The sequence below is a fragment of the Psychrosphaera sp. 1_MG-2023 genome, from assembly GCF_030548245.1.
GTDB lineage: Bacteria > Pseudomonadota > Gammaproteobacteria > Enterobacterales > Alteromonadaceae > Psychrosphaera > Psychrosphaera algicola.
Window position 1 is genome coordinate 190,093 of record NZ_JAUORW010000002.1, and the last position, 11,943, is coordinate 202,035.

General features: G+C 41.7%; 7 protein-coding genes. 2 read left to right on the top strand and 5 right to left on the bottom strand.

What is annotated here, in order from left to right:
- The first annotated feature begins 31 nt into the window (after positions 1-31).
- On the top strand, positions 32-2,494 hold the full coding sequence (gene hrpB, locus Q4575_RS02440) for an ATP-dependent helicase HrpB (protein ID WP_303521224.1): 2,463 nt from the start codon (positions 32-34) through the stop codon (positions 2,492-2,494).
- An 89-nt stretch (positions 2,495-2,583) separates the two neighbouring features.
- On the opposite strand, the gene Q4575_RS02445 is transcribed toward hrpB, so the two are convergent.
- Positions 2,584-4,659 carry a trypsin-like serine protease gene (locus Q4575_RS02445; protein WP_303521225.1) on the bottom strand — a complete coding sequence of 692 codons (2,076 nt, stop codon included), beginning with the start codon at positions 4,657-4,659 and terminating at the stop codon, positions 2,584-2,586.
- A gap of 435 nt (positions 4,660-5,094) precedes the next feature.
- Here Q4575_RS02445 and mrcB point away from each other — a divergent pair, with 435 nt between their 5' ends.
- Positions 5,095-7,359: a penicillin-binding protein 1B gene (mrcB, locus tag Q4575_RS02450; RefSeq protein ID WP_303521226.1), complete on the top strand. Its 2,265-nt coding sequence runs from the start codon at positions 5,095-5,097 to the stop codon at positions 7,357-7,359.
- A 68-nt stretch (positions 7,360-7,427) separates the two neighbouring features.
- Here the strand turns inward: mrcB and hemL are convergent, their stop codons facing one another.
- The 4 genes from hemL to Q4575_RS02470 all read right to left on the bottom strand — a co-directional run bounded on the left by hemL (position 7,428) and on the right by Q4575_RS02470 (position 11,941).
- Positions 7,428-8,708 (bottom strand): glutamate-1-semialdehyde 2,1-aminomutase, encoded by a 1,281-nt coding sequence (hemL, locus tag Q4575_RS02455; protein ID WP_215963354.1) that lies wholly within the window; start codon positions 8,706-8,708, stop codon positions 7,428-7,430.
- A 30-nt stretch (positions 8,709-8,738) separates the two neighbouring features.
- Complete coding sequence (locus tag Q4575_RS02460; RefSeq protein ID WP_303521228.1) at positions 8,739-9,743, bottom strand: aspartate carbamoyltransferase; 1,005 nt, start codon at positions 9,741-9,743, stop codon at positions 8,739-8,741.
- Positions 9,744-9,824: 81 nt separating this feature from the next.
- Positions 9,825-10,253, bottom strand: a complete 429-nt coding sequence (gene hemJ, locus Q4575_RS02465; RefSeq protein ID WP_215963356.1) for a protoporphyrinogen oxidase HemJ — start codon at positions 10,251-10,253, stop codon at positions 9,825-9,827.
- On the bottom strand, positions 10,250-11,941 hold the full coding sequence (locus Q4575_RS02470) for a chloride channel protein (RefSeq protein WP_303521229.1): 1,692 nt from the start codon (positions 11,939-11,941) through the stop codon (positions 10,250-10,252). Before Q4575_RS02470 ends, hemJ begins: the two co-directional genes overlap by 4 nt.
- Positions 11,942-11,943 lie beyond the last annotated feature (2 nt).

Sequence of the window (11,943 nt, forward strand, 5' to 3'; positions counted from 1 at the left end):
CGCAACTTTTTTTCCTGTAATCTGATCATTGATGTTACCTGTAGATGCCATATTTAACCAATTACAATTACGATTAGCGGAGTCAAATCGAGTAATATTACAAGCGCCCCCTGGGGCGGGTAAATCAACTCGGTTGCCGCTACTTTTGTTAGAAAGTGGCCACTACACCACCGGTAACCAGATTGTTATTTTAGAACCTCGTCGAGTTGCAGCGCGTCAAATTGCGTCTTTTCTGGCGCAGCAGCTTGGCGAGTCAATTGGCGAAACCATCGGCCTTGCAATGCGAGGCGAGAATAAATCGAGTAGCCAAACCATAATTACCATAGTGACCGACGGTGTAATGGTTAGAAAAATTCAACGCGATCCTGAATTATCAGGTATTGGATTGATTATTTTCGATGAATTCCACGAACGCGCTTTGCAAACCGATTTGGCGTTAGCGTTAAGCATTGACGCTCAGGAGTTAAACGAAGCGTTGCGACTTATGATTATGTCAGCGACCATAGATTTAGCGACTTTATCGACCGAACTAAACGCTCCAATCGTAGAGTCCAAAGGGCGTCAGTTTCCAGTAACGATTGAGTATGTTGGCGCCAGTTTATTGCCAAGCCATGACGAAATCGTAAAGGCTATTCTCCATGCTGCTAATAATCACAGTTCGTCAATTCTGGTATTTCTTGCGGGTGTTAACGACATCACCAAAATATCGGGATTGCTTGCGCCTCATTTAGATCAAAACACTCACTGCTTGCAACTGCATGGGCGTTTATCGATAGCGGAACAAAACAAAGCGATAGAGCCCTGTGTTGCCGGAACCCGTAAAATAGTATTAGCTACCAATGTGGCGCAAACCAGTTTGACCATTGAAGGGGTTGATGTTGTGGTGGATGCCGGCAATGAAAAGCTGGTGTATAGCCAGCCTAAGTCGGGTATCGAACAATTAATCACTCAACCTACCTCAATTGCTTCTGCGGAACAGCGGGCTGGTCGTGCTGGCCGATTAGCACCAGGGTTTTGTTATCGGTTAGGCTCAAAAGAAAACTTTGAGCGACGACGCAGATTTGATGTTGCTGAAATCGAACGAGTTGACCTTGCTCAATTGATGTTAGAAGTTTTTCTTTGGGGCACAACAATAGACCAGCTATTTTGGTTAACAAAACCCGAAACACCACGAGTCGCACGTGCCTGTGAATTGTTGGCTTCCCTAGGTTATCTAAAACAAGTAGACAGTAAGTGGCAACTGACGGCACTGGCCAAGCAGTATCAAAAAGTGAGTACCGACATTCGAAGTTTTCGAATGATCCAATTTGCTCAGGACAATCAAACAACAATAGATGATACGCGCATAGTGCCAACGGCATGTTTGCTCGCTGCATTATTAGAAGAACGTTCGCTGGCTCAATCTGGTGACGTGCACAATTCACTGCTTAAGCTGTCATCTTATCAATGGCAACAGTTGTTAACTGGAGCAAACAGAATAAGCTCGCGACTTGCAATCAAGCCGATTTCCCGTGGTGATTTAGCGGAAGAGCATATCGGCCTTTTATTGTGTGTGGCATTTCCTGATCAAATCGCTAAAAAAACAGCTAAACGCTGGAAGTTAAGCGGGGGTAGTGCCGTTGAGTTTCATCAGCGTGAAGTCGAACCCGTCGCTGAATTAGTGGTTGTTGCCAGTATCAATGCATCTAAATATGGCAATTATGTTGGCCATTATACAAGGGTGAACTTGGTCGATATTGAGTCATTTTTTCCGAGTATTATCGATACCGTTGATGAACTTACATGGTCAGAGTCAAAACAAAAACCGTCTAAATTACAGCAGACTAAAATTGGTCAACTTATCCTAAATTCAAATCCTGTTGCCGTTAATTTGGAACAGTCTGAATGGCAAAATTTGTGGCTAAATTACATTAAAGATAATGGTTTAGGGGTCTTAGGTTGGAATAGTGACAACATTGTCAATTTAAGAAACCGATTTATCTTAGCGACTCGATATGGCAGAGACGAGGATTGGCCAAGTTGGCGGGAAGAAGTTTTAATAGCGGAGTTGCCCAACTGGTTAGCGCCATATTTATCTGATGTGCGTTCGTTAAAACAGCTTAAAAATATCGACTTGCATCAAATTTTATTGAGCACAATTGATTGGCAAAAGCAGCAAGCGCTAAATCATTTATGCCCAGTTCGATACCTCACACCTGCCGGACATGAACGTAAACTCGATTATTTAGGGGATATCCCCAAATTGTCTGTAAAACTACAAGAGATGTTTGGGACGCCGACTAATCCCGCGATTTGTGACGGTAAACAGCCAATTTTGATTGAGCTATTATCGCCCGCCAAACGACCATTACAAGTTACTCAAGACTTAAATCATTTTTGGCAAAATGCTTATCAGGACGTCAAAAAAGAAATGAAAGGTAGGTACCCTAAACATCCTTGGCCGGATAACCCAGTGGAATTTCAAGCAACAACTAAAGTTAAAAGTCGCCTATAATTATTTTGGTGTGCCGTATTTGGCTGTATTGCGGGAATGAAAAAAGCCAGCGGAATTCGCTGGCTTTTTACGGTTAACTAAATTTAGATTCAGAATTTTCTGCGTCTAATTGCAACCAAAGCTGGCAACATAATTAACATAAAGGCGCCAAATCCAAGTGCACTGCGTTCACGAGCATTTTTATTGGTTGTGCCGGTACCCGTTGGCGTTGTCGGGTTAGTCACATTTGTTGCGTCAAAAACCACATTTTTCAAGTAACCAGTATCTTCAAACTCCATCGTGTAGGGGTCTTTCTCATATACCCAAGCAATAAAGTTAATACCTTCACCTAATTCAAGTTCAACGGTTGTGAAGTCTACTTCACCTGAAATAAAGTCGTACAATTCGCCATTTAGATAAATGTAAAGGGCATCATAAGGTGATTCAGGGTCGTCAACATTTTCTTCAGATGAAACTGACCATTCAAAAGAGAACTTACCTTCGCCAGTAACTTGTGCAAGCAAAACACTTTTTTGTAAATTGTCGATCGTTCCGCTACGGACACCATCATCTGTTGGGTTTTCACTCCAAATGGCGTCACCACCTGTGAACCAAGCAACATCGCCATTTGCGGTAAATTCAGTGCCAATGTTATTGGAAGCGTTAATTGAAATCGCTGTTACTTTTGTTCTTGTTGTGGTGATACTTGCATCATCAGCTGTCACGTTAATATAGGTATCTAAATTACGCGCTCCTGAAGAGCTAACAGTAACAAGAGCGTCACATGATGCACCCGGCGCTAAATTAGCACAATCAGATGAATCAATTTCATAATTTGAGCTTTCTGCAGTTAACGTCAATGTTGTCGATACAGCGCTATTGTTTGAAACTGAAATATAGGTACTTAAAGCTGTTGCTGAAGGAATATAACCTAAGTTTAAGTTTTGCTGCATGGCAATACCTTCAGTAATACCATTTATCCAAGGTAAAAACTCAGATACACGAGCATAGACACCAGGATAACCCTGAGCGGCGCAACCGATCCCCCAGCTCACAACACCAATTTGTTGGAATTCACCGTTAGAATCGACGACAAGTGGACCACCACTGTCACCTTGGCAAGAGCCTTTGCCACCATCATATGTACCGGCACAAATCATAACTGGAGCGATACCCATTTCTTCAGCGGTAACGTCTTCTGTAATACCTTGTTGCTCTGCCATCATGTCGGCGCATTGTTGGTTGCTAAATAACGTTAGGTCAACTTGATGTAAAACATCTGGGAAATCCGATGTAGGACCGGCGCCCGCTGCATATCCTTCACGACCGCCCCAGCCCATAACGGTTACCATAGAATTATCAGTTACTGCCTGGCTTGTAGTTGTACCTGAACCAAGTGAAACTGTAGGTGTTGAGACTGGCTCTACTAATTCGATTAATGCAACGTCGTTTACGAGAGCTTCGTCATCGTATTCGCCATGCATATAAATGTTCTTAATTTCTAACGCATTTTCTGCACCGTCACTAAGGTCATATTCACCAACGTTCACTTTTAAAAATTCTGAATTTGGACCATCGACACAGTGAGATGCTGTTAACACCCAACGGTCGCCAATTAAGCTGCCGCCACAGGTAGAAGATTGGATTAATTCAGCAGAAGTTGCTACTTCAATAGATGCCGTAGTTCCCACTTTATCTAGTAACAATTCACCGTCTGTTTGAATTACAGAAACAACAGGGATAGTACCTGCAAAGTCGTCCCCTAACGTACCGCTGATAATGCCGTCTTCATTATTATAAATAATAACGCCAACGCCGCCGCCGCTTTCACAGTTAAGGGCTTTTTCAGAAAAGTTAATTTCACCACGTTGGATAAGACAAATTTGTCCTTCGGCATCACATTCTGCATCACCTAGGCCGCAACTCATAAGTAAACCAGTTACTGTGCCACCTGGAGAGCCAGTAAATGAATCTGACGTGTAAGATACGCTATCTACTTCAAGCGATGTAGAGAGTACTTCATAAGTATAAACAAGCGCTGTTATCCAAGGCCATGCATCTTGTTCGGCTTCTACTCCACCAACTATGCGTTTACCTATGCTCGGTTTAAATTCGTTATCAGAAGCGATAACATTCGAAGTAGCCAAACTAAATAAAGCGAGTAAGGCAATTAAGTTAAATTTCATTCATGGATCCTTTGTTATTCGGCGACAAAAAACTCGATTGTGGTCTGATGTCTTTTTTCTTAGACGGCAATTTGCCCAGATCTGGTATTGGTTTGCAAATTAAATTGTCAATTTAACCTTAGTGTAAAATCAGTAAATTGTTTATAAAGAGTTACAAAGGAATGTTGATTGGTAAACATTCATATAAAAAAACAAAACCCAATTTGAATTGAAATTTCTTTTAACCATAAGAAGTTTAGGGCTTTTTTATCTTGACCTCGTTTCTGACAAAAAAATGAAGCGGTGTTTTATTAATCTAATATTCCCTATTGTTATAACTTATGCTGTTCGTATTTGTGTTTTTTCTCTATTTGCCAATTTGAATTTGTAATTTCATTGGTTAATCGTTTTAATAGCCGTTGACAATAACGGCGAGTATTTAAATTAATAGTGTCTATGAATCCATCGACTGACCCAAATCAAATATTAAAGCTATGGTTTTTTCGTTTTGTAAAAACTGGGTTGTTTTTGTCTATCGTTTTGGCGTTTTATTTAGTTTATTTAGATGCTTGGGTTCAAGAGCGGATGGCCGGACCGAAGTGGCAAACACCGGTTAAAGTTTTTGCCCGTCCACTCAATTTGTACCCACATTATTTTCTCCCTAAAAAAGAACTCATTGAAGAATTAGAATTACTGGGTTATCAACAAACTAAGGCGTTGATTAAGCCTGGGCAATTCAGTGTTAAAACTAACTATGTTGAAATATATCGCCGTCATTTTGTTTACGCTGAGGGTGAACTTGATGCAAAAAAGATTAGAGTAGGGTTTGAAAAAGACCGTATCGCACAAGTCGCTAGTTTTGTTGATACAACTTGGCAAGTGACACCAATTGAGCTACTTGACCCTGTACTAATATCTCGTCAAACCCACGGAACTAACGAAGATCGTGATATTGTCGACCTATCCTTGGTCCCAGAATGGATGGTTGATACGTTACTTGTTGTCGAAGATCGTAATTTTTATCATCATTATGGGGTATCACCTAGTGCCATTGCCCGGGCATTGTGGGCGAATTTAATGGCCGGTCGAAAAGTGCAAGGTGGCAGCACGTTGACTCAGCAACTGGCCAAAAATTTACTGCTTAATGACAACCGCAAAACTTACTTAAGAAAAATAAAAGAAGCGTTTATTGCGCTGATTTTGGATTATCGATTTAGTAAGGACGCTATTTTAGAGGCGTATTTTAACGAAATATATTTAGGTCAGGATGGTGGCAGAGCCATCCACGGGTTTGCGCTAGCCAGCAAATATTACTTCAACAAATTATTAGTAAATTTGAGCCCTGAACAGTTTGCATTGTTGACGGCTATGGTCAAAGGACCCTCTTATTATAGTCCGACAAAACATGCTGACCGGACAAGACAGCGTCGTGATCTTGTTTTGCAATTGATGGTATCTGAAAATGTCATTACTCGAGACGAGTATCAGCTATATGTCAGTTCTCCAATGGAAGTTGATTTGCAAAAAAGGCAGGGTAAAAGTCGTTTTCCTTCGTATATTCAGTTAGTTGAACGTGAATTAAAAGCCTTGGATTTGCAGTATCAAAATGAACGAGGATTATTGGTTTTTACGGGTTTAGATCCAGTACTTCAAAAAAACTATCAGAAGCATTTTGGTCAATCAGTTAAAAAGCTACAGACCACTCATAAGCTTAAAGACGTCAATGGCGCTGTGGTTAGTATCAGTTTAGAAGACGGCAGTATAAGCGCATTAATTGGTGACAAAAATCCACATGCTTATGGATTTAATCGAGCTTTGGATGCCAATCGAAATATCGGTTCGTTGATTAAACCTGCAGTGTATTTGGCTGGTTTACGTAGTGGCAAGTTTCATTTGGGCAGTCAATTATCCAATATGCCAATCTCGATGGAAAATAAACAAGGCCAAACCTGGCAGCCTGAAAACTACGATAAAAAAAGCTCCGAAACTATCATGTTACATGATGCATTGAGTCAGTCGGTTAATTTGGCAACCGTGCATTTAGGGATGGATGTTGGCTTGAATAAGATAATCGATACGTTACATGATTTAGGGGTAAATCGAAACATACCTCACTACCCAAGTTTAATGCTAGGGGCCATTTCAATGTCACCAGTTGAAGTTGCAAGCATGTTTTTACCGATTGCTAATTTCGGACAAAAACAGGCTGTTTCAGCGATAACAAAGGTGACAGATAAGACGGGTTTTGTTTTGTGGCAGAAAGATGTAGAGCGAAAACAGGTGGTAGATTATGCGTCGAGTTATGAGCTTGGATTTGCATTAAATAGCGTGACAAAAACAGGCACGGCTATGCGACTAGGTAAATATTATCCTAAGGTTAGTTATGGTGGAAAGACAGGTACGACTGACGACTTAAGGGATAGTTGGTTTGTTGGTTTTGATCAAAACAAGGTTACGTCTATATGGGTTGGTAAAGATGACAACTCGCCGGTGGAGTTAACCGGAAGTCGAGGCGCTTTGTCGATATTTATTGCGCTACAACAAGCAAGACAGGCCGAGAGTGTATTAAAGCCGCAACCTAACGATATTGAAATGCGATTTGTTGATAAAACAAATGGCGAGATCCTGTCCGGTGAGTGTGGTGAAAATATTGCTTTGCCAATTAATACCAACAAAATTGGCCTAGTAACAGAATGCCCATCTATTTTTGATTGGTTTTAATCAGTAAAAATTCAGTGGGTATGAGCACAACCCACTGAATCTTTAGATACTTTGATGACGCTGAGTTGTTAAAGTTGACTAAACGCTTCACCAACAGCTGCAATAGTTTTATCTAACTGAGCTTGAGTGTGGGCAATAGATACAAAGCCAGCTTCAAATGCTGACGGCGCCAAATACACGCCATTGTCCAAACATAGATGGAAAAACTTTTTAAATCGTTCTGCGTCACACAATTTTACGTCAGCAAATGATTCAACTTTTTCAGCATCGGTAAAAAACAAACCAAACATGCCGCCAACTTGGGAAGTTGTAAGGGGTATCCCATGTTTAATAGCTTGTTGCTTAATGCCATCTAACAAATAGGTCGTTTTGTCAGCTAACGCCTGATGAAATCCTTCAACTTCCAATTCTTTTAATGCGGCTAATCCGGCTGCCATTGCGACAGGGTTCCCCGATAATGTCCCGGCTTGATAGACTGGACCGTCTGGTGCTAAATGCGCCATAATCTCGCGTTTACCACCAAAAGCGCCAACTGGCATACCGCCTCCAATGACTTTACCAAGGGTTGTTAAATCAGGTACAACATTAAACAATGTTTGTGCACTGCCTTTGTGGACCCTAAACCCAGTCATTACTTCATCAAAAATCAGCACGGCTTCATATTCGTCACAGATGTCACGTAAACCTTGTAAAAATCCGTCTTTTGGTGGAATGCAATTCATATTACCGGCAACAGGTTCGACAATAATACAGGCGATGTCAGAGCCATGTTCTTTAAACAAAGCACGTACAGAATCTAAATTATTAAACTCTGCGGTTAATGTATGTTCAGCGACAACTTTAGGCACACCCGGAGAACTTGGAACGCCCATTGTGAGCGCGCCAGAACCGGCATTAACCAGTAACGAGTCTGCATGGCCGTGGTAACAACCTTCAAATTTAAGTAATTTGTCTTTGCCAGTAAAACCACGAGCTAAACGAATTGCACTCATTGTCGCTTCAGTACCTGAGTTAACCATCCGCACTTTTTCAACGTTTGGTAGAAACTCTGTTACTTTTTCTGCCATAGTCACTTCGATCTCTGTGGGTGCACCAAAGCTCAAACCATTTTCAACGGCAGTTAAAACAGCTTGTTTAATTGCGGGGTGATTGTGACCTAAGATCATTGGGCCCCAAGAGCCTACGTAGTCAATGTATTCATTGCCATCGACATCCCAAGCTAATGCGCCGTCAGCTTTGGCAAAAAAGATTGGTGTGCCGCCAACGCCGTTAAATGCACGAACCGGTGAGTTCACCCCACCTGGGATATGAGATTTAGCTTGTTCAAATAATTCTGAAGATCGAGTCATAATGGATTCTGCTATTTTGATTACGTGGAGTTATTTCGACGATACCCAAGGTACGTCACACTGATATTTATCAACTTTTTCTGCAACCCCTAGGGTCATTGCAAAAAGGGCCATACGTATTAATACGCCGTTGTCAGCCTGGCGGAAAATCGCCAAATTAGGATTTTGATTTAAATCGTTATCGAGTTCATTTGCGTCTGAACGCGAATCTCTAGGCAGAGGATGCATGATAACCGTATTCGATTTGCAATATTTAGTATAAATCTCATTGTTTAACCTAAATTGACCACGGTATTTATTCGCTTCATCTTGAGATTCAAATCGCTCTTCCTGAATGCGCGTTTGGTAAACGATATCTGCATCGATATTTTGTTCCATTTTATCGCTAATTGTCACCTTGTGACCTGCATTTTCAAGGGCACTAACGACATAATCTGGCATTGCTAATTCTGAGGGGGACACTAAGTTCAAGTGAATGTTTTTGTACATAGCTAGAAGTTTTGAAAGAGAATGGACCGTACGACCATTTTTTAAGTCACCGACCATAGCGATGTGCATGCCATCTATTTTTTGTTCAAAAGCGGCTAGTTCTTTGTCTATTGTGTAAAGGTCTAACAGCGCTTGAGTCGGGTGTTCATTTGCCCCGTCGCCGCCGTTTATAACCGGGACTCGACTGCCCTCTGCAAATTCAGCAACAGAACCCGTATCTGGGTGACGCATTGCGATGACATCACTATAACTACTCACGACACGGGCAGTATCGTATAGTGATTCGCCTTTTGCTAAGGCCGAAGATTGCATGCCAGTGGTTTCGCGAACTTCACCACCGAGTAAATTAAATGCACAGCCAAAACTCACACGAGTTCGAGTTGAAGGCTCAAAAAACAAATTACCTAATATCGCACCTTCCAGTACCTTAGTACGAACTTTACGGTGAGCGTAAGGCTCCATTTTCTGGGCAATGTTAAAGATATATTCTAAATCTTCTCGTTCGAATTGATTGACCGATAAGATGTGTTGTCCGGTGAAGTTCATATCTTTTTTACTCGTTGGCTGTAAATTGGCGGGATTTTAACAAAGTTCAACCTAAGACAATAGCGAAATTAGCGCCTAATACTAAAATGGTTTTACGACGGCTAAAACAATAATTGCTAGTAGGATCAGGACTGGGACTTCATTAAAAAAGCGATAAAACTTAGAACTCTTTTGATTACGGTCGTGCTTAAAGTCGGCTAAGAGTTTGAAGCAATATCCGTGGTAAATGTAGAGCAAACTGACGAGTAATAACTTGGCGTGTAACCAATGGGCTGATTTGAACCACGCTAAGCCATATTGAAAAATGAGTATTACCCCAAAAATGAATGTCAAAATGGCAAACGGCGTTACAAAATATAGCAATCGTCGTTCCATAACCTTAAACGTATCTGACGTTACTTGGTGTTGATTTTCTGCGTGGTATACAAACAATCGTGGGAGGTAAAAAATTCCTGCGAACCAGGCAACCATAAAAAAGATATGAAAAGCTTTAAACCACAAAATACTCATATCAACGCATTCCTCTTCATCAAAATTAAATGTAATTGCTCCCAGGTCACTATGCCCACGACTTTTTCGCCGCTAATTGAGGTGACTAAAGTAGCGCCGTCGCGTTGATCTTGAAGTAATTCATAGACATGGGCGAGGGTAGAGCGAGTATCGATGGTTTGCATTGGGATGTATTTTACTTTGTCCTGTTTTTTAGAAAAGGACGAATCGAACTCCGCAAGAGAATAGTCGACACCTAAGTCGTGGCGTATAGCGACAACAAGGGATTGCTCAGGCTCGAGTTCACGAATATGGAATCTGACATCTTGCTCATTGACATAATCGATAATTTTTAGATTGCGGTTCAGTTCAGCTAAAACTCCAATCTTTTCAAGCTCATTTGTGGCAGGAGGGGTCTGATACATCAAGCCTTGGAAGTCGAGTTGCTGAAGGAAGATAGATCGATTTTTTAAAAATTGCGCACTTGTCACATAAGCCATAACGATGACTATAATAGCCGGTGTTATGGCACCGGGGTTGGCGGTAAGTTCCATTACAGAAACCAATGCGGCCAATGGGGCGTGTAAAGTCGCTGCCATTAGGCCCGCCATACCAAGTACGGCATAGGTACTCATATATTGGGTGGTAGGGTCTAACGTTATGACCACATTAGCGATGAGCAAACCAATTAACACGCCGATACCAAATATAGGGCCAATGATGCCACCGGGGATACCTAAGCCTATCGCCACCCAAGTTAAGATCACTTTGGAAACGAGCAGTATGACAATTAAGTTTAAATTTGTAGGGTCGACCATCGCTTGATATATGGCGCTTGTACCGTCACCAAATGATTCAGGAATAAAGTATCCAAAGATGGCGGTAATAGTGCCAGCGAGTAGCAGTCGAGGGAACATAGAAACATATCTAAACGCTTTAATGACTCGCATTAAGTTACGATTAAATACAAACGCAACTGCGCCCAATGTCAGTCCTAAAATGATTAACCAAGGATAGTGATAGGACGGTAATATAAATACGCTCAAAAATTCAAATTCAGCTTGGGTGCCAAAGACGGCTTGGGTAATTAGAGAACCTGCTGCCGATGCCAACATGACGGGAATAAAAATATGAATTTTGTATTCACGCAACACCACTTCCATGACGAATATAACCGCCGCGAGAGGCGTGTTAAAAGAGGCTGATATACCAGCGGCGATACCACAAGCTGAAAGTGTTCTAACTGAATTGTGTGGAAGTCGTAACCATTGGCCAAACCAACTGGCGCCGGTTGCCCCTATGTGAACCGCCGGACCTTCTCGTCCAACGGTAAAACCACTTGATAATGCGAGTACGCCACCGACAAATTGGTTGGCAAAATTCCAAAACGGGATATTACCATAATGGGCTTTAATTCGATGTAATACAAAAGGGATCCCTAAACGATAATGCTTGTAGCCTGTGAAGTCGGCAAAAATGGCAATGAGCAAAGCCGCAAAAATAGGTAAGGTCGGAACGATATATTCGAGGATGTCGTCAAATGGTCCTCCAGGATTAAAAAACGACTGGATCCACTCGATAGTTAGGCGAAAAAGAACAATAAGAACAGCCGCTGAGCACCCACCAATCAGTCCCAGTATACTAAGCTGGATACTGGTCCTCGGGTAAGCCAGTCGTCTTCGAAGAGCGAAAAGACTGTTTGAAAGCATGT

Excerpts from the sequence above, each read along its gene's own strand:
- hrpB (WP_303521224.1), top strand. The coding sequence starts at position 32 with ATGTTACCTGTAGATGCCATATTTAACCAATTACAATTACGATTAGCG.
- Q4575_RS02445 (WP_303521225.1), bottom strand. The coding sequence starts at position 4,659 with ATGAAATTTAACTTAATTGCCTTACTCGCTTTATTTAGTTTGGCTACT.
- mrcB (WP_303521226.1), top strand. The coding sequence starts at position 5,095 with ATGAATCCATCGACTGACCCAAATCAAATATTAAAGCTATGGTTTTTT.
- hemL (WP_215963354.1), bottom strand. The coding sequence starts at position 8,708 with ATGACTCGATCTTCAGAATTATTTGAACAAGCTAAATCTCATATCCCA.
- Q4575_RS02460 (WP_303521228.1), bottom strand. The coding sequence starts at position 9,743 with ATGAACTTCACCGGACAACACATCTTATCGGTCAATCAATTCGAACGA.
- hemJ (WP_215963356.1), bottom strand. The coding sequence starts at position 10,253 with ATGAGTATTTTGTGGTTTAAAGCTTTTCATATCTTTTTTATGGTTGCC.
- Q4575_RS02470 (WP_303521229.1), bottom strand. The coding sequence starts at position 11,941 with ATGCTTTCAAACAGTCTTTTCGCTCTTCGAAGACGACTGGCTTACCCG.